22 protein-coding genes, 1 tRNA gene and 1 riboswitch are annotated in these 19,685 nt (G+C 68.5%); of the genes, 9 read left to right on the top strand and 14 right to left on the bottom strand.

Translation table 11 applies throughout. The features are described 5' to 3' along the window. Positions 1-28: 28 nt before the first annotated feature. From ACESK8_RS13585 to idi, 7 genes are read right to left on the bottom strand one after another with little or no spacing between them, the layout of a single operon-like run. A complete protein-coding gene (locus ACESK8_RS13585; protein ID WP_372969092.1) occupies positions 29-916 on the bottom strand; it encodes a prenyltransferase in 888 nt (295 codons plus the stop codon). Beyond that, a complete protein-coding gene (locus tag ACESK8_RS13590; RefSeq protein WP_372969093.1) occupies positions 913-1,254 on the bottom strand; it encodes a lycopene cyclase domain-containing protein in 342 nt (113 codons plus the stop codon). The genes ACESK8_RS13585 and ACESK8_RS13590 overlap by 4 nt, the downstream gene beginning before the upstream one ends. Next, a complete protein-coding gene (locus ACESK8_RS13595) occupies positions 1,251-1,595 on the bottom strand; it encodes a lycopene cyclase domain-containing protein (RefSeq protein ID WP_372969112.1) in 345 nt (114 codons plus the stop codon). The genes ACESK8_RS13590 and ACESK8_RS13595 overlap by 4 nt, the downstream gene beginning before the upstream one ends. After that, complete coding sequence (crtI, locus tag ACESK8_RS13600) at positions 1,595-3,196, bottom strand: phytoene desaturase family protein (RefSeq protein WP_372969094.1); 1,602 nt, start codon at positions 3,194-3,196, stop codon at positions 1,595-1,597. The genes ACESK8_RS13595 and crtI overlap by 1 nt, the downstream gene beginning before the upstream one ends. Continuing rightward, positions 3,193-4,098 (bottom strand): phytoene/squalene synthase family protein, encoded by a 906-nt coding sequence (locus tag ACESK8_RS13605; protein ID WP_372969095.1) that lies wholly within the window; start codon positions 4,096-4,098, stop codon positions 3,193-3,195. Before ACESK8_RS13605 ends, crtI begins: the two co-directional genes overlap by 4 nt. Continuing rightward, positions 4,095-5,174 (bottom strand): polyprenyl synthetase family protein, encoded by a 1,080-nt coding sequence (locus ACESK8_RS13610; protein ID WP_372969096.1) that lies wholly within the window; start codon positions 5,172-5,174, stop codon positions 4,095-4,097. Before ACESK8_RS13610 ends, ACESK8_RS13605 begins: the two co-directional genes overlap by 4 nt. 2 nt (positions 5,175-5,176) lie before the next feature. Beyond that, positions 5,177-5,698, bottom strand: a complete 522-nt coding sequence (gene idi / locus ACESK8_RS13615) for an isopentenyl-diphosphate Delta-isomerase (protein WP_372969097.1) — start codon at positions 5,696-5,698, stop codon at positions 5,177-5,179. A gap of 77 nt (positions 5,699-5,775) precedes the next feature. Between idi and ACESK8_RS13620 the strand changes: the two genes are divergently transcribed. Beyond that, positions 5,776-6,420 (top strand): MarR family winged helix-turn-helix transcriptional regulator, encoded by a 645-nt coding sequence (locus ACESK8_RS13620; RefSeq protein WP_372969098.1) that lies wholly within the window; start codon positions 5,776-5,778, stop codon positions 6,418-6,420. Positions 6,421-6,474: 54 nt separating this feature from the next. On the opposite strand, the gene ACESK8_RS13625 is transcribed toward ACESK8_RS13620, so the two are convergent. The 3 genes from ACESK8_RS13625 to ACESK8_RS13635 form a co-directional block, all read right to left on the bottom strand. Further along, positions 6,475-6,819: an Lsr2 family protein gene (locus ACESK8_RS13625; RefSeq protein ID WP_372969099.1), complete on the bottom strand. Its 345-nt coding sequence runs from the start codon at positions 6,817-6,819 to the stop codon at positions 6,475-6,477. A 39-nt stretch (positions 6,820-6,858) separates the two neighbouring features. After that, complete coding sequence (locus ACESK8_RS13630) at positions 6,859-7,185, bottom strand: multidrug efflux SMR transporter (RefSeq protein WP_372969100.1); 327 nt, start codon at positions 7,183-7,185, stop codon at positions 6,859-6,861. Between the two features lie 10 nt (positions 7,186-7,195). Continuing rightward, positions 7,196-7,263: riboswitch (guanidine-III (ykkC-III) riboswitch) on the bottom strand. Between the two features lie 69 nt (positions 7,264-7,332). After that, positions 7,333-8,190 (bottom strand): LuxR C-terminal-related transcriptional regulator, encoded by an 858-nt coding sequence (locus tag ACESK8_RS13635; protein WP_372969101.1) that lies wholly within the window; start codon positions 8,188-8,190, stop codon positions 7,333-7,335. A 109-nt stretch (positions 8,191-8,299) separates the two neighbouring features. Between ACESK8_RS13635 and ACESK8_RS13640 the strand changes: the two genes are divergently transcribed. Together ACESK8_RS13640 and ACESK8_RS13645 are read left to right on the top strand one after the other, a co-directional pair. Next, entirely contained in the window at positions 8,300-8,647 is a 348-nt protein-coding gene (locus ACESK8_RS13640) for a DUF485 domain-containing protein (RefSeq protein ID WP_372969102.1), read from the top strand. Further along, entirely contained in the window at positions 8,644-10,281 is a 1,638-nt protein-coding gene (locus ACESK8_RS13645; RefSeq protein WP_372969103.1) for a cation acetate symporter, read from the top strand. Before ACESK8_RS13640 ends, ACESK8_RS13645 begins: the two co-directional genes overlap by 4 nt. Before the next feature lie 138 nt (positions 10,282-10,419). On the opposite strand, the gene ACESK8_RS13650 is transcribed toward ACESK8_RS13645, so the two are convergent. Beyond that, positions 10,420-10,935 carry a methylated-DNA--[protein]-cysteine S-methyltransferase gene (locus ACESK8_RS13650; RefSeq protein ID WP_372969104.1) on the bottom strand — a complete coding sequence of 172 codons (516 nt, stop codon included), beginning with the start codon at positions 10,933-10,935 and terminating at the stop codon, positions 10,420-10,422. A 188-nt stretch (positions 10,936-11,123) separates the two neighbouring features. Between ACESK8_RS13650 and ACESK8_RS13655 the strand changes: the two genes are divergently transcribed. Together ACESK8_RS13655 and ACESK8_RS13660 are read left to right on the top strand one after the other, a co-directional pair. After that, positions 11,124-14,843 carry an AAA family ATPase gene (locus ACESK8_RS13655; RefSeq protein WP_372969105.1) on the top strand — a complete coding sequence of 1,240 codons (3,720 nt, stop codon included), beginning with the start codon at positions 11,124-11,126 and terminating at the stop codon, positions 14,841-14,843. Continuing rightward, complete coding sequence (locus tag ACESK8_RS13660; RefSeq protein WP_372969106.1) at positions 14,836-15,084, top strand: hypothetical protein; 249 nt, start codon at positions 14,836-14,838, stop codon at positions 15,082-15,084. The genes ACESK8_RS13655 and ACESK8_RS13660 overlap by 8 nt, the downstream gene beginning before the upstream one ends. Positions 15,085-15,148: 64 nt before the next feature. Here the strand turns inward: ACESK8_RS13660 and mscL are convergent, their stop codons facing one another. The 3 genes from mscL to ACESK8_RS13675 are packed head-to-tail and all read right to left on the bottom strand — an operon-like array spanning position 15,149 to position 16,489. Then, a complete protein-coding gene (mscL, locus tag ACESK8_RS13665) occupies positions 15,149-15,571 on the bottom strand; it encodes a large conductance mechanosensitive channel protein MscL (RefSeq protein WP_372969107.1) in 423 nt (140 codons plus the stop codon). Between the two features lie 29 nt (positions 15,572-15,600). After that, positions 15,601-15,873 carry an FmdB family zinc ribbon protein gene (locus ACESK8_RS13670; RefSeq protein ID WP_372969108.1) on the bottom strand — a complete coding sequence of 91 codons (273 nt, stop codon included), beginning with the start codon at positions 15,871-15,873 and terminating at the stop codon, positions 15,601-15,603. Positions 15,874-15,889: 16 nt separating this feature from the next. Continuing rightward, positions 15,890-16,489: a 5-formyltetrahydrofolate cyclo-ligase gene (locus ACESK8_RS13675; protein WP_372969109.1), complete on the bottom strand. Its 600-nt coding sequence runs from the start codon at positions 16,487-16,489 to the stop codon at positions 15,890-15,892. A 40-nt stretch (positions 16,490-16,529) separates the two neighbouring features. Between ACESK8_RS13675 and galU the strand changes: the two genes are divergently transcribed. From galU to ACESK8_RS13695, 4 genes are all read left to right on the top strand, one after another. After that, positions 16,530-17,417, top strand: a complete 888-nt coding sequence (galU, locus tag ACESK8_RS13680) for a UTP--glucose-1-phosphate uridylyltransferase GalU (RefSeq protein ID WP_060926644.1) — start codon at positions 16,530-16,532, stop codon at positions 17,415-17,417. A 45-nt stretch (positions 17,418-17,462) separates the two neighbouring features. After that, on the top strand, positions 17,463-18,074 hold the full coding sequence (locus ACESK8_RS13685) for a GNAT family N-acetyltransferase (protein WP_372969113.1): 612 nt from the start codon (positions 17,463-17,465) through the stop codon (positions 18,072-18,074). An 84-nt stretch (positions 18,075-18,158) separates the two neighbouring features. Next, on the top strand, positions 18,159-19,034 hold the full coding sequence (locus ACESK8_RS13690) for a hypothetical protein (protein WP_372969110.1): 876 nt from the start codon (positions 18,159-18,161) through the stop codon (positions 19,032-19,034). A 48-nt stretch (positions 19,035-19,082) separates the two neighbouring features. Beyond that, positions 19,083-19,155, top strand: a tRNA-Ala gene (locus ACESK8_RS13695). Positions 19,156-19,685 lie beyond the last annotated feature (530 nt).

The following is a 19,685-nucleotide window of genomic DNA, read 5'->3' on the forward strand; positions in this document are numbered from 1 at the left end:
ATGACGGGGGGTCGGGTGACGCGGATGCTCAGGAGATCCAGGCGACGATGAGGATCATCGTCGCGAGGAATCCGGCGAAGTAGTTGAGCGCGATGAAGCGCCGCCAGGCGCGATTGGTGCCGGGGGACGTCTCGTCGGTGACGTTCCACCAGGGGGCGGCGTTCACGATGTAGGGGATGGCCAGTACCGCGCCGAGAGGCGCCGGCCAGCTGGTGAACAGCATGGCGATGCCCGCGAGGGTCCAGAGGCCGATCGACAGCCGGACGGTGGCGCGCGCTCCGATGACGGTGGCGATCGACCCGATGCCACCCTCCCGGTCCGGCGCGATGTCCTGCACGGCGCCGAAGGCGTGGGCGGCCATGCCCCAGAGGAAGAACGCGACCAGCACGACGACCGCAGTGACGGACACCTCCGTCTGCGTGAGTGCGAGGCCGACGATCGCCGGCGTCACGAAATGCAGACTCGACGTGGTCGAATCGAGGAAGGGGCGCTCCTTGAAGCGCAGGCCGGGGGCCGAGTACGCGATCACGGCGAAGACGCTGACAGCGAGCCAGATCCAGGATGCGGGATTCCCGACGATCACGAGGTAGACCAGGAACGGGACGTTCGTGATCGCCGCAGCCCACAGGGTCGCGCGGTGGATGCGCGGGGACAGCAGCGCCCCCTCGATCCCGCCCTTGCGAGGGTTCGCGAGGTCGGAGGCGTAGTCGAAGACGTCGTTGATGCCGTACATCGCGAGGTTGTACGGGATGAGGAAGTACAGGGTTCCGATGATGAGCGTCGGATCGATCTCGCGGGTGGCCAGCAGGTACGCGGCGGCGAACGGGAAAGCGGTGTTGATCCAGCTGATCGGCCGTGACGACAGCACGATCTGAGCGAGGTCCTGTCCGAGCGTGCCGCGGGGGGAGGAGGTCACGAGGCACCTCCGTCGTCGGGGGCGGCGCTCTCGCGGCCACGGCGGCGGCCACGCAGAGCGACCCACAGCGCCGGCAGCAGGATGGCGCCGGCGAGCGGGTAGGCGAAGTCCTCCAGGGGCGCGAGGCCGATGTGCACGCCGAGCAGGTGGTCGGGGGAGTAGTGGAAGAGGCCCGTCGCGATCATGATCGTGTCGAAGACGGCGGTCAGGAGGAACAGCACGACGATCGTCACGCTCATGGCGGCGAGGCGAGGGCGGTGGCGGGTGGCGATCGAGAGCACGATCGCGACGACCGCGGCGGCCCCGACGAACCAGGCGGAGAGCTCGATGTACGTCACGGGCGCACCTCTGCGGAGGATCGCCCGCGGAGGCGGGACAGCACGCGCACCGCACCCGTGTAGACGATCATGGTGCAGACGACCAGGAACAGCAGGAACACCGGTTCCTCGATCGGAAGCTCGGGGGCGAGCACGATCCCGGTGGCGACGGCAGCCTCGCCACGGAAGAAGATCCCGCCGGCGATCCCGGCGATGTCCCAGACCAGGAAGAAGGCCAGACCGACGAGAGTGACGACGGTCGCCGTCACCGCGTCGCGCCAGAAGAACAGACGGAACCGCCGGTCGAGGAGCAGCATGCAGCCGAGAGTCGCGAGCAGGAGCGCCAGGTATACGAAACCCATCACGCCGCCCCGCTCGTCGTCGGCGTCTTCGCGGGGACGTCGAGCGGTCCGCTCGAGTGGTCGCCTCGGATCCGCTTCAGCACGATCTCGGCGCTGATCAGGCACATCGGCACACCGACGCCGGGCGCGGTGGTGGCACCGGCGTAGTACAGGCCGGACACCCGACGCGACTGGTTCTGCGCCCGGAACATGGCGCTCTGCGACAGGATGTGGGCGGGGCCCAGCATCCCGCCCCGCCACGAGTTGTAGTCGTCGAGGAAGTCGGCCGGCCCCTTGGTCTCGCGCACGACGATCCGCTCCCGCAGATCGTGGATGCCTGCCCAGCTCGCGATCTGATCGATCGCGGCATCCGCGGCGCGCTCGATCGTCGGGGATCCCGCGCCCTCGGAGCCGCCGGAGCCGAGCGAGGTGTCAGCCGGGATCGGCACGAGCACGAACAGGTTCTCGTGTCCCTCCGGCGCCACGGTCGCGTCGGTCGCGCTCGGTCGGCAGACGTAGATCGACGCGGGTGAGGGGATGCGGGGCGAGGCTCCGAAGATGTCATCGAAGTTCGCATCCCAGTCCTCGGTGAAGAACAGCGAGTGATGGGGCAGCTCGGGAAGGGAGCCGCGCACGCCGAGCATGACCAGCACCGCACCCGGTCCGCTCGTACGCCGCTGCCACCAGGACTCGGGGTACGTGCGCAGATCGGCCGGCAGCAGACTCGTCTCGGTGTGGTGCAGATCGGCACCGGAGACGACGATGTCCGCCTCCTCCGAATGCGCGACGCCCTGCGGATCGCGCCACTGGATGCCGGTGGCTGTCGCGGTGCCCGAGGCCGTGCTCGTGCGGATCGCGGTGACGTCGGCGCCCGTGACGATCGTGACTCCCGCCTCCTGAGCGATCGCGGCGATGCGCTCGACGACCCGCCAGAACCCGCCCTGCGGGTAGCTGACTCCCTCGTCCAGGTCGAGCGCGCTCATCAGGTGGTACATCGCCGGAGCGGTGCGCGGATCGGTGCCGAGGAAGACCGCTGGATACCCGAGGAGCTGACGGATGACGGGATCGCGGAAGCGTCGGGCGGCGAACGACTGCAGGCGCGTGCCGAGCAGCGTGAAGAGTCGGGGGAGTGCCCGCAGGACCTCCGGGGTCATCAGCGTGCGCAGGCGCGTGAACGGGTTGTACAGGAAGTACCGCTCGGCCATGACTCGCGCGTCGTGCGCCGAGTCGAGGTAGGTGTCCAGAGCCGCCGCAGCGCCGGGCTCGCGTGATTCGAACAGCTGCGCGACCGCAGCGCGTCCGGTGGGCACCGTCACGGAGGGAGAGGCGTCGCCGTCAGCGCCAGGAGCCTGGAAGACGCGGTAACCGGGATCCAGGAGCGTGAGGTCGAGTTGCTCCTCGGTCGAGGTCCCCATCATCGCGAAGAAGTGGTCGAACACCTCGGGCATCAGGTACCACGAGGGGCCGGAGTCGAAGCGGAAGCCGTCGCGCTCGATCGTGCCGGCGCGCCCGCCCACCCTGTCGTTCTTCTCGTACACCGTCACGTCATGTCCGTCGCGCGCGAGGAGGCCGGCGACGGCGAGTCCGGCGACGCCGGCGCCGATCACCACGACGCGACTCATCGGTCCCGCTCCAGGGACGTCACCAGCACCGAGCGTGCCGCCAGGAGGGCCTTCACCGGATCCGGCACGCGGACGCGCCGCTGGTAGAGGGCCGCGGCCGGAGTCTTCGCGATCCGTCTCGTGAGCGCGCCGAACAGCGCGTGCGCACTGCGGACGGCAGCTCGAGCATCCTTGGGCAGCAGGGGGATCGATCGGGCCGCATCGTCGAGCTGTGTCGTGATGGTGCGCACCCAGGCGTCACGGTCGGCATCCGTGAGTCGGTCGGCACCGCCGAGGTAGCCGCGCTGCAGGCGGTCGGTGTCGTCGGCGAGATCGCGCAGGAAGTTCACGTTCTGGAAGGCAGCTCCCAGCTGCCTGGCTCCGTGGGTCAGGATCTCCTGTTCTCGGGCGGTGCGCTGCTCGTCCCTGAGGAAGACCCGCAGGCACATGAGCCCCACGACTTCAGCCGACCCGTAGACGTACCGCTCGTGCGCATCGGCGTCGTACGCGGTGAAGTCCGTCGAGTCCGCGATGTCGGCGCCCATCGAGTCGAAGAACGGCTGCGTGAGGTCCTCTCCGATGCCGCATTCCCTGGCGGTGCGGGCGAACGCGTGCAGCACCAGGTCCGTGCTGTATCCCGCCTGCATCGCCCGGTGCGTCGCCGACACGTACGATGCGAGCGACGCCTCCTGGGCCGAGGGGTCGAGGCCGGCCTGCGCGGCGACGCCGTCGACGATCTCGTCGGCGATGCGCACCATCGCGTAGATGTTGCGGATGTGCTGGCGATGCCGCTCGCCGAGCAGGCGCGTCGCGAGCCCGAACGAGGTGGAGTAGGTGCGGATGACCTCCGTGGAGGCGGTGTCGGCGGCTCTGCTGAATCGACCGAGGCTCTCCTCCGGCGTGTCAGAGGGGGTCGGGGTCATGCCTGACGTCCTTCCAGACGGGACGCGGAGACGAGGATCGAGCGTGCGGCATCGGAGCTGATCTCGCCCGCGAGCTCCGCCTCCGTCAGCAGCGCGTAGACGGCGTCGAGCTGGTCGCCGATCAGGCCCACGACGAACCGCTCGGCCCCGCATTCGCGGAGCTGATCCCGGATGCCGGCGGCGTCGGCGAGGCTGAGATCGGGCGCACCGAAACGGGCCTCGATCCGCGTCCAGGCGCTCGTCGATCGGGCGAACGCGATGATCGCCGTCTCCTTGCCCTCTCGCAGATCGGAGTACGCGTCCTTGCCGTGGGTGCGGTGGTCGCCGAAGACGCAGAGCAGATCGTCCTGCAGCTGATAGGCGAGACCGAGGTGTCGGCCGACGGTCTGGAGGGTCTCCTCGGCCGATCGCGAGGAGCCTGCGAGCAGTGCGGCCGCGCGCAGCGGGAGCGAGAACGAGTAGGTGGCGGTCTTGTAGACGCTCATGCTGAGCACGGTCTCGACATCGGAGGCGATGATCCCGTGGCTGAGGGCCACGTCCGTGTGCTCCCCCGCGACCGTCTCGACGATCGTCTGCTCGACCAGCTCGAGCAGACGCAGTCGGGTCTCCTGCGGCACGTCGGCTCTGGCGAAGCCCAGGATCGCGGCGGACAGGATGAGGTCGCCCATGAGGATGGCGCTCGATCGGCCCCAGTGCAGGGAGTCCTGCTGCGAGACGCCGGGGGTCCCGGCCGCCAGCGCGCCGATCAGGTTGGGTCGCTGGCGGCGGGTGAGGTCTCCGTCGATCACGTCGTCGTGGAGGAGGAAGGCGTAGTGCAGGAGCTCGATCTGGGTGGCGATGTCGACGGCGGCGGTGAGCGTGGCGTCGCCGGCATCCGGATCGAGTGCGCGATGGATGTCGAGGAGCAGCCGCGGACGCACCAGTTTGCCGCCCAGGGCAAGGTCGGCGCCGGCGCGCCAGAGCGCGGCGAACTCGGGGCCGTACGCCTCGGCATTCGTGCAGTGGAGTGCGAACCGCTCGCGGAGCACCTCTTCGACGCGAGTGCTCAGGTCCTGACGGAGCGCGGTCTGCGTCACGATCAGACCGCCCCGAGCTCCCGCAGATGCGGAAGCTGCTCGACGAGCCAGGGGCTGAAGACGAAAGGGGCCCCGGTGACGGAGTCGGCGAACTCGGTCGGATCGACCCAGGCCCATTCGGCGACCTCGTCGGGATCGGGGGAGAGGGGCCCTGCCGCTCTGGCGACGTGGACGGGGCAGATCTCGTTCTCGACGATGCCGCTCGCGTCGACGGCGCGGTATCGATAGTCGGGGAGCACGAGAGTCACATCGGCGATCTGCAGTCCGAGTTCGAATCGCGCCCTGCGGTGCACGGCCTCGATCATGTCCTCGCCCGGGCGAGGGTGACCGCAGAAGCTGTTGGTCCAGACGCCCGGCCAGGTGCGCTTCGACAGCGCACGGCGGGTGACGAGGAGCCGACCGTCCTGGTCGAGCACGTGGCAGGAGAACGCCAGGTGAAGAGGGGTGTCGGTCGTGTGCACGGCGTCTTTCGCCTGCACGCCGATGGCGACTCCGTCCGGAGAAAGGAGGGTGACCTCGTCCATCGGGGGAACCTCCTTGATTTCGCTAGCTTAGCTAATAATCAACATAACATGAATCCAATGGTGTGTAGCATGATGGCATGGACAACGGATCTGACGCCAGCCCCCGGGCTCATGGCGCGTCGGATGTGCTCTCACGGCGAGGCGAGCTGTCGCCCGACGGTCTCGCTCACTCGGCGATCTACGACGTCGAGTCGAGCGACCCTCGCAGTACCCTGATCGACCGCTCGGGCGTCGCGCCCGAGGATCTCCGCCAGATCGCGAGGGTGATGAGCGCGCTCGGTGACCTGCGCGACGCGGAGCAGAAGCTCTCACTCGCCTCACGTCGATACATGCGATTGAACGAGAGCGACATGAAGGCGCTGCACTATCTGATCGTGTGCGCCAACAAGGGGGCGACGGCGACTCCCGGAGGGATCGCCACGCACCTCGGCATCTCCACCGCCTCGACCACCAAGCTCCTGGACCGCCTCGAGAAGGGCGGACACATCCGGCGGGCGCCGCATCCGACCGACCGACGCGCGCTCGCAATCAGCATCACGACGGAGACCCGGCAGGCGGCGATGGACACGGTCGGCAGGCAGCAGGCCAAGCGCTTCTATTCGGCTGCGCGGCTCACTCCCGAAGAGCGCGACATCGTCATCCGCTTCCTGTCGGACATGACCGAGGAGATCACGCTGCGCGACGAGCCGTGGGCGCAGGCCGGAGTCACCGCACCCGAATGATCCCGCAGCGCGCGAAGCTCAGCGTGTGTGAGCCCGTGCGGCGTGCGTGAAGAATCAGTGTGCGGCGTTGTACGCCTCGACGACGGGAGCCGGGATGCGGCCCCGCTCGGAGAGCGAGTAGCCGTTGTCGTTCGCCCACGCCCGGATCGCGGCGACCTCGGGGTTGCGGCCAGGACGCTTGCGCGGAGACGCGGAGCGTGCTGCTCCCGAGGAGCCGGCGCGACGACCTGCGGAGATATAGGGCTCGAGTGCCGCGCGCAGTTCTTCGGCGTGCTCCGTGTTGAGGTCGATCTCGTAGGATGCGCCATTCAGCGAGAAATGCACGGTCTCGCCTTCACCCACTTCGAGGATGCTGCCGTCGATGTCGTCTACCAGCTGGTGCACAATTCGTCTCGCCATATGACTGACATTACCCCGACAAAGGCGAATAGTGACAATTTATTCGTGACCGGGGTCGATGAGTTTCAGTCCCACGATGCATCCGACCAGTCCGAGCAGCAGCAGAATTCGCGGCCAGGAGATATCGCTGTCGCCGGTGACCATCGCCCAGACGACCGTCAATGTCGCTCCGATACCCACCCAGACCGCGTAGGCGGTCCCGGTGGAGATCTCGCGCATGGCGAAGGCCAGGCCGATCATCGACAGCACGAGTCCGCCGACGAAGACGACGCTCGGCCAGAGCTTGGTGAGTCCGTCCGACTTGCCGAGGGCGGTGGCCCACACGGCTTCGAGGACTCCGGATGCGATCAGCACGATCCACGACATGATGGTCCTTTCGGACCAGTCTTTGCGCTCACCGGGTACTGGTCTGCCTCGTCCGGGGTCGGGGTTCGCCGACCGGTACCCATGCTAGCGATCCGCGCTGAGCAGGGCCTGTGCAATAGGGCCCTGTGCAGCAGGGGGCCTGGTCGGTCAGGGAAGGATGCCGGCGCGTCGCGCCTTCGCCACTGCGGCGTGGCGGGTGGAGGCGTCCAGCTTCGACATGGCGGTGCCGAGATACGCCTTCACCGTTCCCTCACGCAGCCCCAGCTGCCCGGCGATCTCGGCATTCGTCGCGCCCAGAGCCGCACAGGCCAGCACGTCGGTCTCACGGCGCGAGAGATGGACCGTCGGGATGGGTGCGGTCGTCGGGCCGGCGGTGTGCTCGGCGAGAGTCACGAGGCGGCGTTCGACCTGGGCGATGCGGGATCTCAGCTCGACGTCGTCCACTGACGCCGCGATGCTGCGGAGTTCGGCGAAGCTCTCGCGCAGGTCCTCACGGTGCCGGGGAGCGACGGACTCCGTCCCGGGCGAAGCCGCCCGCAGGCGCCGATCGACCTCGTCGCGGATGCGCAGTTCGTCGGCGACCGACTGCGCCACCTGCATCGCGGGAGCGGTCGTGACTCCGCCGACCGGCGTCTGCTCCCACGTGCCGGCGTAGAGCACTCCCCTCGGGCGTCCGCCCACCACGATCGGCAGGGCGAGCAGCGTGCGGATGCCTTCGCCCAGGATGTACACGTCGTAGTCGTGGGTGATCTGCTGCGACGAGCCGTAGTCGTTCGTCATCCGCGGGCGGAGTTCCATGATCGCGCGTCCGCCGAGACCGCGCTCCGGCTTCACTCGCAGGCCGTCGAGGCTGTGCGTGCGATTGCCGACGATGCTCGTGACGTTGACGACGCCCTCGTCGATCAGTCCTCCGAAGGCGATGGGGAAGCGCGTGCGCTGAGCGAGCTCGCGCACCGCACGGGTGACGAGCTCGGTCTCGGATTCCATCTCGGTCGGTGCGCTCACGACTACCTACTTTCGGGGGTGACGGCACTGTTCCCCGTTTCGTAGCGTCGACCCTATCATTCGCCCGGCAGGTGCGGGCGAGCCGTAGACCATGAGGCAAGGAGGCCCCATGACCGACCATTCAACGGCGGACTCGACGGGAGCGATCGACTACATCGCCGTCGAGGAATCGCCACGATTCCGAGAATTGAAGAAGACACAGCGCTCCTTCATCTTCCCGCTCGCCGCATTCTTCCTGATCTGGTATTTCGTCTATGTGCTGTTGGCCGCATTTGCGACCGAGTTCATGTCGCAGCGTGTCTGGGGCGACATCACTGTCGGGCTGCTGATGGGACTCGGACAATTCGTGACCACATTCGCGATCACGATGGGATACGTCGCTTTCGCCAATCGGAAGCTCGACCCCATCGCCACCGAGATCCGCGAAGAGCTCGAGAAGGGGCAGGCAGACGCATGAACATCCTGCACGCGGCGACGGAGCAGCCGGCCGTCGAGAGCAATCCCGTCCTGAACATCTCGATCTTCGCGGCGTTCGTCGCTGTGACGCTCTTCATCGTGATCCGAGCCAGCCGGAACAACAAGACGGCGGCCGACTACTACGCCGCCGGACGCTCGTTCACGGGCCCTCAGAACGGGTTCGCGATCGCCGGCGACTATCTCTCCGCCGCATCGTTCCTCGGCATCTGCGGGGCGATCGCCATCAACGGATATGACGGATTCCTCTACTCGATCGGGTTCCTGGTCGCCTGGCTCGTCGCCCTTCTCCTCGTTGCCGAGCTGATGCGCAACACCGGCAAGTTCACGATGGCCGATGTGCTGTCGTTCCGACTGAAGCAGCGTCCGGTGCGGATGGCGGCGGCGATCACGACCCTGGCCGTTTGCTTCTTCTATCTGCTCGCGCAGATGGCCGGTGCGGGCGGTCTGGTCTCGCTGCTGCTCGGCATCGAGGGCAGGATCGGTCAGTCGATCGTGATCGCCGTGGTGGGCGTGCTCATGATCGTCTACGTGCTGATCGGTGGGATGAAGGGCACGACCTGGGTGCAGATCGTGAAGGCCTTCCTGCTCATCGGCGGTGCCATCGCGATGACCATCTGGGTGCTCGCGATCAACGGATTCAGCCTCAACACGCTTCTCGAGGCAGCGGTGGCGAACTCCGACAAGGGCGAGGCGATCCTCGGACCCGGTCTGCAGTACGGGGCCAATCCGTGGGACTTCCTGTCGCTCGGCATGGCGCTCGTGCTCGGGACGGCAGGTCTGCCGCACGTGCTGATGCGCTTCTACACGGTGCCGACCGCCAAAGAGGCCCGGCGTTCGGTCGTGTGGGCCATCTGGCTCATCGGCGGTTTCTATCTGCTGACGCTCGTGCTGGGATACGGCGCGGGTGCGCTCGTCGGCGCCGACGTCATCGCGGCGGCACCCGGTGGTCCGAACTCGGCGGCTCCGCTGCTCGCCCTCTACCTGGGCGGACCGGTGCTGCTCGGCTTCATCTCGGCCGTCGCGTTCGCGACGATCCTCGCGGTCGTCGCAGGACTCACGATCACGGCCGCCGCGTCGTTCGCGCACGACATCTACGCGAACGTGATCCAGAAGGGGCGCAGGGATGCGGCGGGCAACGCGGTCGAGCCCGACCCCAACGGCGAGGTCAGGGTCGCACGACGCACGGTCGTCGTCATCGGGATCCTGGCGATCGTCGGCGGCATCGGCGCCCAGGGGCAGAACATCGCCTTCCTGGTCGCACTCGCCTTCGCCGTCGCGGCGTCGGCGAATCTCCCGACGATCCTGTACTCGCTGTTCTGGCGTCGATTCAACACACGCGGAGCGGTGTGGAGCATGTACGGCGGGCTGGCGGCCGCGATCATCCTGATCGTGCTGTCGCCGGTGTTCTCGGGGTCGCCGACCTCGATGATCCCCGGGATCGACATCGTCCTCTGGCCGATGAACAACCCGGGCATCGTCTCGATACCGCTCGGATTCTTCCTCGGCTGGCTCGGCACCATCACGAGTCGGACGAAGGAATCCCCGCAGCTCGCGGCCGAGATGGAGGTGCGTTCGCTCACCGGATTCGGTGCAGAGAAGGCAGTGGATCACTGATCCGCATCGCGCCCGCTCCCCGCAGGGGAACGTGACGCCGCGTGGACCCCGACGGCCTACTCGTCGGGGTCCACGTCGTCGTGGTGCAGCCGCACCACATCACGATCGCGTCCGCCGCCCGGACGGGCGCGGCCGCGGTCAGCGGCCCGACTCGAGGTCGAGCAGGAACCGCTTGCGTTCCGGGTGCGCCCCGTAGTGCCCGGCTGAGCCGTCCGAGCGCACGACGCGATGCACGGGCACGATGATCGAGAACGGCGTCAGCCGACAGGCCGTGCCGACCGCCCTGGCCGCGCCGGGGTGCCCTGCGAGTGCGGCGACCTCGCCGTAGCTGAGCGTCTCCCCCCAGGCGATCGTGGTGATGGTCTGCAGCGCGGTGCGGGAGAAGCCCTCGCTCAGGCGCCAATCCAGGGCGAGGTGCTCGTGGAAGCGGACGGGCTCTCCGTCGAAGTACTCGTCGAGCAGGGCGACGAGGTCGTCCGCGGCTCCCGGGTCGGGCTCGGGGACGGCGTGCAGCTGGCGGGAGACGTTCTCGAGAAGCCAGGGGACCGATGGGTCGTCCGATTCCGAGAGGTCGAAGCGGACGATGCCCTCGTCCGAGAAGACGGCGAGGGCGTCTCCGAAGGGAGTCGGAGCGAAGTCGTAGCGGAACGTCATGCCTCCATACTGACCGGCCTCGAGCAGCCGCGAGGACGGCGATCGCGGCAACGGGGGAGAGGGCGTCGCTCCGTCCCCCGCGTGCAGGAGCAGTGGGATGCGTCGGGATCGTCGCGTCGACGGGCGGAAATACGGTGAAACCCGCCCGGGATACCGTCGCCGGCGCGAGGCGCGCTTAGTGTGTGAGGGTGTGGCGACGTGAAGGAAAGGCTGCGGACGAGGCAGCGACCGATGCCTCGGTGACCCTGGGCGACCTGCACGATCCGGCCTCCGGTGTCGGGATGGGCCATGCGGCCGAAGCCGAGCGGACCCGGCTGCGCGCGGAAGCAGCCGATCTCGGCGGATCCTCGCCTCTGGTGACCTTCCGGGACACCGTCGAGTCCGGAATCGACATCTCCAAGGCGCACCCGGGCAGCCTGCCCCAGTTCATCACCGGCAAGTCGACGCTGCTGTCGAACCTCTTCCGCGACGAGGTGGGCCTGCGAACCGCGCGCCTCGCGGCCGAGCGCATCACCGCCAAGAACACCGAGCTGCGCACGGTCCGCGGCATCGAGGCCGTGCACCTCGCGGTCGGCGTGGCGGGCTGGCGTATCGGCGGTGCGGACTTCGCCGCCCCCGTGCTGCTGCGGCCGCTCGCCATCCGCCGTCATCATTCCGACTTCGAGCTCAAGCTGCAGGGGGCCTTCGAGGTCAACCCCGAGCTGGTGCGCATCGCGCGCGAGCACTTCGGCATCACGATCGACGCGACGGCGCTCGCCGCACTCGCGTACGACGGAGGCGTCTTCAAGCCGCAGCCCGTGATCGACAGCCTGCGGGCGACGACCCGCTCCATCGACACGTTCACTGTGCTGCCGCGTCTGGTGGTCTCGACCTTCGCCGACGTCGGCGGTGCGATGGCTCGCGACACACGCAACCTCGACCACGTCGTCCTGAACGCCCTCGCCGGCCACGTCGGCGATCGTGAAGAGGTCTCCCGCCGACGCCCCGAGCCGCATCACACCGGACCAGACGACCGAGCACCGGCATCCGACAACCTCCTCCTCGATGCGGATGCCGAGCAGGAGGCCGTCCTCGCGAGGATCGCCGCAGGGCATTCGCTCACGGTCGCGACGCTGCCCGGTACGGGCGGAACGCAGACCGTGATCAACGCGCTGGGCGAGCTGGTGCGCAACGGACGACGAGTGCTCGTGGTCTCCGCGCGTCGCTCGACCCTCGACGGCGTGCGTCACCGTCTGGCGGGCATCGGCCTCGACAGCCTGGCCGTGTCGCCGGCGAGTGCCCGACGCGACCTCGTACGCGCGATCGGTCGCAACGAGAAGGCCACCGCACCCAAGGTGAGCGACGTCGACGACGCGCTGGTGCGGCTGCGCACCGTGCTGCGCGACTACCGTCAGGCGCTGACCGCGCCCGTCGCCGGGACCACGGCATCCGTGCTGGATGCGACCCGTCACCTCACCAGGCTCGCGTCGCTGCCGAATCCTCCGTCGACCACCGCGCGCCTGAGCCCCGAGACCCTCCGGCGGCTCGCCGATGATCGCTCGTCGGCGGCTTCGGCGCTCGCGCAGGCCGCACGGCTCGGGGAGTTCCGCTTCGGCCCCGACGACTCGCCCTGGTACGGCGTCACGTTCTCGAGCACGGAGGCGGCGAAGGCCGCGCACCAGCTGGCGGGCCGACTGCATTCGGACTCGGTGCCCGCGCTCCTCGAGCGGGGATACGCGCTGATCGCGCAGACCCACATGCGGCCCTTCTCGACGATCGACGAGCTCGGGGAGTACCTGCGTCTCCTGCAGGGCATCCGCGACTCCCTCGACCGCTTCAGCCCGACCGTGTTCGAACGCCCGCTGGGCGAGCTGATCCAGGCGCACGGCTCGCGTCGGGACGCGCCGGGCCTCTCCGGTGCGAACAGGCGGCGTCTGCGCCGCCTCGCCAAGGAATACGTCCGCCCCGGCGTGCACGTCACCGAGATGCACGAGGCGCTGCTGCGCATCCAGACCCAGCGCACCCAGTGGCAGCGGTACGTGGATGCCGGCGTCGCGCCCGAGGTGCCGCTCGGCCTCGCCGACGTCTACTCGTCGTGGCAGCGCGTGTCGGCGGAACTGGCGGAGCTCGATGCCGCGCTGGGCCGCCGCGAGCCGCTGTCGACCCTTCCCGTCGCGCGCCTCGTGCGCACTCTCGCGGGTCTCGCGGCGAAGTCCGATGTCTTCGACAACCTCGTCGAGCGCGCGCAGCTGCGCGACCGCCTCGCCGACCTCGGCCTCGAGCCGCTGCTCGCCGAGCTCTCGGTGCGCCACGTCGCGGAGAACCGAGTGGGCGACGAGCTGGAGTTCGCGTGGTGGCAGACGCTGCTCGAGCGTGCGCTGCAGGACGACCGCGCGCTGCTCGGCGCGAACACGGCCGTCGTCGACCGCCTCGAGCGGGACTTCCGCCTCGTCGACGAAGCGCACGCGGCCATGGCGGGCCCGCTGCTGGCCTGGCAGCTGGCGAACCAGTGGAAGATCGCGATCGTCGATGAACCGCAGGAGTCCCAGCACCTCCGCCGAGCTCTGAAGCAGCCGACGACGTCCACCGCCGAGATCGTGAGTTCGGCGCCCACCCTCGTCGGCGTGCTCGCGCCGGTGTGGATCTCCTCCCCGTACCTGGTGCCCGACATCCCCGAGTCCGTCGAGTTCGACACGGTGCTGCTCGTGGACGCCGCGGCGATCAATCTCGCCGAGGCCGCGCCCGCGATCCGTCGCGCGCGCCAGGTGGTCGCCTTCGGCGATCCGGTCACCCAGCGTCCGACGCCGTTCCACGTCGCCGTCGATCCCGGTGAGACGTGGGAGCACGAGGTGCCCTTCGACGACACCTCGGTGTTCGAGCGGCTGTCCGAGCTCCTGCCGGTGATGACGCTGACCCGCAGCTACCGCGCGGGTGGCGAGGATCTCGCCGAGCTCATCAACGACGCCTTCTACGGCGGCGAGATCGTGTCCCTGCCGTGGGCCGGTTCGTACCTCGGCCGCGGAAGCCTCACCGTCGACTACGTCGAGGGCGGCACCGGTGCACCGGATCCGATCTCCGGCGCCGTCGAGAGCCCGGAGGCGGAGGTCGCGCGCGTCGTCACGCTCGTGGTCGAGCACGCCATCCACCGGCCGGACGAATCGCTGATGGTGGTGACCGCCAGCAGGCGGCACGCCGAGCGGGTGCGTGCCGCCGTCACCTCTGCGTTCGCCGGGCGGTCCGACGTCGCGGACTTCGTCGGGCGGGACACCGCCGAGCCCTTCGCCGTGCTCACGCTCGAGGAGTCCGTCGCCGAGAGCCGCGACCGCGTCATCTTCTCGCTCGGCTACGGCCTCACCAAGCACGGACGCGTGCTCAGCGACTTCGGCGATCTCTCCACACCCGATGGCGAACGCCTGCTCACGGTCGGGATGACGCGTGCGCGCCGCTCCATGGTGATCGTCTCGTCGATCCGCCCGTCCGCCTTCGACGACGGGCGCCTCGAGCACGGTGCCGCCACCCTCATGTCGATCCTCGGGGGTCTCGCCGCACGAGGACGCGACGCGCGTCTCGAGGACCTCGCCGACCCGCTGACGCTCGCGCTCGCGCGGGAGCTGCGGCGACTGGGTGCGGCGGTCGATGTGGACTACCGCGGCCTGCTGCCGCTCGTGGCGCAGCACGGCGGCAAGGCGGTCGTGATCGAGTCCGACCCCGAGTCGCGGGGCGAGTCGCTGCGGGAGACCCTGCGTCTTCGGCCGCACGTGCTGCGCCGGCTCGGCTGGCATTACGTCCGCGTGCACGCCTTCGACCTGTACAGCGACCCGGTGACCGCGGCGTCGCGGATCGCGGGGGTGCTGGGCATCTCGGCCTCCGCGGTGCGGGCCGACAACGACACGCAGCCGATCGATCTCGACGATCCGCAGCATGACTGAAGAATCCGCCGAGTCCGAGCAGAGGACTCCGCGGCAGCAGGTCGTGCGGGTCCCCGGTCGTCGACGTGCGCGCCTGACGCCGGTCCCCGGCACTGACACCGATCCGGAGAGCGCCGCGAAGGACGCGTCGCGCGTGCCCGCGTCACCCGATCCGCGCACTCCGGCCCGGTCTGCCGAGAAGAGCGGGCCGAAGGGCCCGAACGACGACCGGCTGATGCAGGACGTTCCCCCGCACTACTGAGCGGGACGAGAAGAGGGGCGCGATCCGGATTCGGACCGCGCCCCTCTGCTGAGGATCGGGAGGATCAGCTGCGTGCGTTCCTGGCCAGCAGGTCGCGGATCTCGACGAGCAGCTCCGCCTCGGTCGCGGCGGCCGGCTCCTCCTGCGGCTCCTCGGCAGGGGTGCCCTTGCGAGCCTCGACGCGGGCCTTGAACGTGTTCATCGGCAGCACGAAGACGAAGTAGACGACGAGGGCGACGGAGAGGAAGCTGATGATCGCCGAGATCAGATCTCCCAGCGGGAAGACGACCTTGTCGCCGTAGATGTTGGTCACGGACGGACCGAACTGGCCCGTCGCGTCCGCCTGGAAGAAGAGGGCGACGAGCGGGTTGATGATGCTGTTCACCACGGCGGTGACGATCGCCGTGAACGCGGTGCCGATGACGACCGCGACGGCCAGATCGATGATGTTGCCGCGGAGGATGAAGTCTTTGAAGCCTTTGAGCATGGGGGAGCCTCCGGAGGTGGGGTGATGCGTCAGGAAGAGGTGGACGTCGTCGCGGGCGCGGGCTTCGCGCTCGTCGTCGACTCCGTCTTCGATGATGCCGGGGTCGGAGACGAACCGGCGGACGACGACCGCGAGTCGGTCCGATAGAAGCCGGAGCCGTTGAAGGTCACGCCGATGGAACCGTACTGCTTGCGCAGCTCGCCTCCGCACTCGGGGCAGACCGAGAGAGCGTCGTCGGAGAAGCTCTGCACGGCGTCGAAGGCGTGGCCGCAGGAACGGCAGGCATAGGCATAGGTGGGCATTGCGGTCCTCGTGATGTCAGCGCCGCGTGGGCGACAGGAGAAGGGTCTGCGTGGGGGTCACGACGCCGGTGACCGGCTGGTCGTGCACTTCCCTCGGCAGGAAGTCGAGTACCTCGGAATCATAGATGACCGCGTAGACGGGCGGGCATTTCTGCATCGAGCCGATGGTCTTGTCGAAGTAGCCGCGACCCCAGCCCATGCGCATCCCGGTGCGATCCACGGCCGCGGCGGGGATCAGCATCAGGTCGACGTCGTTCACCGCGATCGGGCCGAGCACCTCGCCGGTGGGCTCAGGGAGGCCGAACATCCCCTCGGCGATGTCGTCGTCGTCATCGGTGGCGACGACCCAGTCGAGCAGGCCGTCGGAGCGCGTGACAGGGAGCAGGACGCGGATGCCGCGGCGGACGGCGGAGCGCACGAAGTCCCGCGTGCCCGGTTCGGTCGTGGTGGAGAGGAAGCAGGAGATGGATCGGGCTCCGAGTTCATCGACGAGTCCGTCCAGACGCCTCGTCAGAGCCGCCGCCGCGTCCTCGCGCTGCGCGTCGCTCAGCAGCTGACGGCGCTCCCGCAGCTCGGCGCGGAGAGCCCGCTTCTCGTGCTCCACGTCGTTCGCCATGCCTCCGAGTCTACGGCGGCATCCCCACTAGGCTGTGAGGATGGGTGCTCAGAAGATCAAGGCTGTCATTCCCGCCGCAGGACTGGGAACACGATTCCTCCCCGCGACCAAGGCGATGCCGAAGGAGATGCTGCCGGTCGTCGACAAGCCGGCGATCCAGTATGTCGTCGAGGAGGCCGCCACGGCCGGCATCGAGGACATCCTCGTCATCATCGGCCGCAACAAGAACGCGATCTCCAACCACTTCGACTCGGTTCCCGAGCTCGAGGTCAAGCTGATGGAGAAGGGCGACACCGGGCGTCTGCAGCGCGTGATCCACTCCAGCGACCTGGCCGACATCCACTTCGTGCGCCAGGGCGAGCCGAAGGGCCTCGGTCACGCGGTGCTGCGCGCCCGCACGCACGTCGGAGACAGCTCGTTCGCCGTGCTGCTCGGAGACGACCTGATCGACGAGCGCGATCCGCTGCTCACCGAGATGATCGCCGAGCACGAGCGCAGCGGGTCCGCGGTGATCGCCCTCATGGAGGTCGACCCCGCGAACATCCACATGTACGGAGCCGCCGCCGTCGAGGAGATCGACGGATCGGATGCCGTGCGGGTGACCGGACTGGTCGAGAAGCCAGCCCAGGAGGATGCTCCCTCGAACCTCGCGATCATCGGGCGCTACGTCCTTCCCGCCTCGATCTTCGAGGTCCTCGAGCGCACCGAGCCCGGAAAGGGCGGCGAGATCCAGCTGACGGACGCTCTCCAGGAGCTGGCTGCGCGGCCCGAGGGCCCCGGAGTCGTCGGCGTGATCTTCCGTGGCCGTCGCTATGACACGGGTGACCGCGTCGACTACATCAAGGCGATCGTCCAGCTGGCGTCAGACCGCGACGATCTCGGACCCGAGCTCCGTCCGTGGCTGAAGGAGTTCGCGGAACGCCTCTAGGCGTCATCGCGGCGTCGGAACGCTGGCATGGATCAGGCGACGGGGATGCGGCACGGTCCTATCGAGCTGCGCCTCGTGCGCTCACGGGATGCGCGGGCGCTGCAGCATGAGCTGCTGAGCAACCGCTCCTGGCTGCAGCCGTGGGAGGCGACCGTGCCCTACGGGTCGGTCTCGTTCGACATGCGCCTGAGCATCCGACGTCTGCTCCAGCAGTACCGGGACGGTGCCGGCTACCCCTTCGTCATGGAGTACGAGGGCGAGATCGCGGGACAGCTCAATGTCTGGGGCGTCTCCCGCGGCTCGCTCTGCTCGGCGACCATCGGCTACTGGGTGAGCGAGCGCTTCGCCGGCAAGGGGATCACTCCCACCGCCGTCGCACTGGCCACGGACGCCTGTTTCACGGAGTATGCGCTGCACCGCATGGAGATCTGCATCCGACCGGAGAACGCCGCGAGCCTGCGCGTGGTCCAGAAGCTGGGGTTCCGATATGAGGGGCTGCGCCGGCGTTACATCCACATCGACGGGGACTGGCGCGATCACTACGCCTTCGCGCTGACGAAGGAGGACGTGCCCCAGGGGGTCCTCGCGCGCTGGCTGAACGGGCAGGTCCCGCCGGATGCCGCCACGATCCCGCCGGGCGACCGGCTCGCGATCTGAAGCCGTACCTCACGCGCAGATCTCGTCGCGACACACGCCCGTACTGAGCGTCGCGGCAGGTGATGTTCCCGTACCGTTGTCGACATGGACGGGCCGGTGCTGAGCGGGGGAGTGATAGTCCTCGTCGCCGTGCTCCTGTGGATGCTGTATCTGCTGCCGTCGTGGCGCGGACGCTTCCAGTACGACGCCGCCGAGCGCAACGCGGTCCGCCTCAATCAGGCGCTGCGCGTCCTCGCCGAGACGAGCGAGACTCCCGGCGAAGTCCGTCTCGAACTGACCGCCCGCACCGCGCTCGCGCAGCAGAAGCTCGCCAAGCGCGTCCAGTCGGAGAGGGAGGCGGCCGAACTGGCACTCCTTCGCGAGCAGCTCGCAGCGACCAGAGCCGACCCTGCGGTCCGCCAGGCGCGGGCGCGTCGCCGGGTGCGGATCGCTGCGACCTCCGCGTTGCTGCTCGGGCTCGCCCTGGCGGGGCTCGGTGTGTGGCAGCTGATCGCGACCCAGACCCAGCTGCTGCTCTGGGCGGGGGGGAGTGTCATGCTCGCTTCCGCGCTGGTGCTGCAGCGCATGTCGTCGGTCGCTGCCCGTGCAGCTCGACGGTCGGTGCGCACGGTCGAGCAGCCCGTCGCCCGCGAACAGCCGCCGCTGCACGATCAGGGGCGCGCGACCTGGACGCCTCGTCCTCTTCCCGAACCCCTGGTGTCGGTCACCGGTTCCCGTGCCCAGGCGGCGCGCGCCGAGATGGATGCCCAGGAGCAGCGACGTTCGGCGGCTCGCCTCGCGGAGCTGCGCGAACGTGCCGAGCGCATGGCTCCGCCCGCACCGGTGCAGATGCCGGCGGCCCCCGTCGCTCCGGCGCAGAAGCCGGCCGCGGCATCGCCGTTCGCGCGGATGGGATACGTCGACGACGCGGAGATCGAGGCGCACGTCCGCGATCTGCTGGCCAAGCGCGCCGCAGGGTGACCGCTCGACACGATGCCCTCTACGAGCGTGATAGCGTAGAAGACGTCAGGGCCTATGGCGCAGTTGGTAGCGCGCCTCGTTCGCATCGAGGAGGTCAGGGGTTCGAATCCCCTTAGGTCCACCGACAGAGGAAGACCCCCCGAGCCCAGCTCGGGGGGTCTTCTTCTGTCTATAGGGCTGAGTGATTCGGGCAGTGCGGAGGCGACACGCCCGGCGGTCGGCCATGATTTGCCCGATCCCCGGATCCCGCGTAACTTATTACTTGTTCGCCCCACAGGGAAGCGGAGAGGCCGAGAGCCTTACCCCCCTCAAGCGGAGAACCACCTCCACTCGATCACCTCCTCGGAGAAGATCGCAGACACACTTCTGTCTGACCTGGAGCTTCCACTTCGGAGATGCGGTCGATTTGACAGCGACTCCGGAACGGATAAGCTAGTGAAGTTGCCTCGGCGCCTTGAGCCCCGAGCTGCAGATCTGGTTCTGAGCCTCACGGCGTGTCGATTTGACAGCCTGAATGGCACAGATAAGATTGAGAAGTTGCCCTTCGGGCCTGGTTGTGATGACTGGGTCGGGGGAGCGTCCGATCCTTGAGAACTCAACAGCGTGCACTTGTCAAATGCCAAATAACCTCGATTCAGCTTCGGCTGGATG

Origin of the sequence: Microbacterium sp. (genome assembly GCF_041641055.1) — a bacterium.
Classification (GTDB): Bacteria; Actinomycetota; Actinomycetes; order Actinomycetales; family Microbacteriaceae; genus Microbacterium.

Excerpts from the sequence above, each read along its gene's own strand:
- ACESK8_RS13595 (WP_372969112.1), bottom strand. The coding sequence starts at position 1,595 with ATGGGTTTCGTATACCTGGCGCTCCTGCTCGCGACTCTCGGCTGCATG.
- crtI (WP_372969094.1), bottom strand. The coding sequence starts at position 3,196 with ATGAGTCGCGTCGTGGTGATCGGCGCCGGCGTCGCCGGACTCGCCGTC.
- ACESK8_RS13605 (WP_372969095.1), bottom strand. The coding sequence starts at position 4,098 with ATGACCCCGACCCCCTCTGACACGCCGGAGGAGAGCCTCGGTCGATTC.
- idi (WP_372969097.1), bottom strand. The coding sequence starts at position 5,698 with ATGGACGAGGTCACCCTCCTTTCTCCGGACGGAGTCGCCATCGGCGTG.
- ACESK8_RS13620 (WP_372969098.1), top strand. The coding sequence starts at position 5,776 with ATGGACAACGGATCTGACGCCAGCCCCCGGGCTCATGGCGCGTCGGAT.
- ACESK8_RS13625 (WP_372969099.1), bottom strand. The coding sequence starts at position 6,819 with ATGGCGAGACGAATTGTGCACCAGCTGGTAGACGACATCGACGGCAGC.
- ACESK8_RS13630 (WP_372969100.1), bottom strand. The coding sequence starts at position 7,185 with ATGTCGTGGATCGTGCTGATCGCATCCGGAGTCCTCGAAGCCGTGTGG.
- ACESK8_RS13640 (WP_372969102.1), top strand. The coding sequence starts at position 8,300 with ATGACCGACCATTCAACGGCGGACTCGACGGGAGCGATCGACTACATC.
- ACESK8_RS13645 (WP_372969103.1), top strand. The coding sequence starts at position 8,644 with ATGAACATCCTGCACGCGGCGACGGAGCAGCCGGCCGTCGAGAGCAAT.
- ACESK8_RS13650 (WP_372969104.1), bottom strand. The coding sequence starts at position 10,935 with ATGACGTTCCGCTACGACTTCGCTCCGACTCCCTTCGGAGACGCCCTC.
- ACESK8_RS13660 (WP_372969106.1), top strand. The coding sequence starts at position 14,836 with ATGACTGAAGAATCCGCCGAGTCCGAGCAGAGGACTCCGCGGCAGCAG.
- mscL (WP_372969107.1), bottom strand. The coding sequence starts at position 15,571 with ATGCTCAAAGGCTTCAAAGACTTCATCCTCCGCGGCAACATCATCGAT.
- ACESK8_RS13670 (WP_372969108.1), bottom strand. The coding sequence starts at position 15,873 with ATGCCCACCTATGCCTATGCCTGCCGTTCCTGCGGCCACGCCTTCGAC.
- ACESK8_RS13675 (WP_372969109.1), bottom strand. The coding sequence starts at position 16,489 with ATGGCGAACGACGTGGAGCACGAGAAGCGGGCTCTCCGCGCCGAGCTG.
- galU (WP_060926644.1), top strand. The coding sequence starts at position 16,530 with ATGGGTGCTCAGAAGATCAAGGCTGTCATTCCCGCCGCAGGACTGGGA.
- ACESK8_RS13685 (WP_372969113.1), top strand. The coding sequence starts at position 17,463 with ATGCGGCACGGTCCTATCGAGCTGCGCCTCGTGCGCTCACGGGATGCG.
- ACESK8_RS13690 (WP_372969110.1), top strand. The coding sequence starts at position 18,159 with ATGGACGGGCCGGTGCTGAGCGGGGGAGTGATAGTCCTCGTCGCCGTG.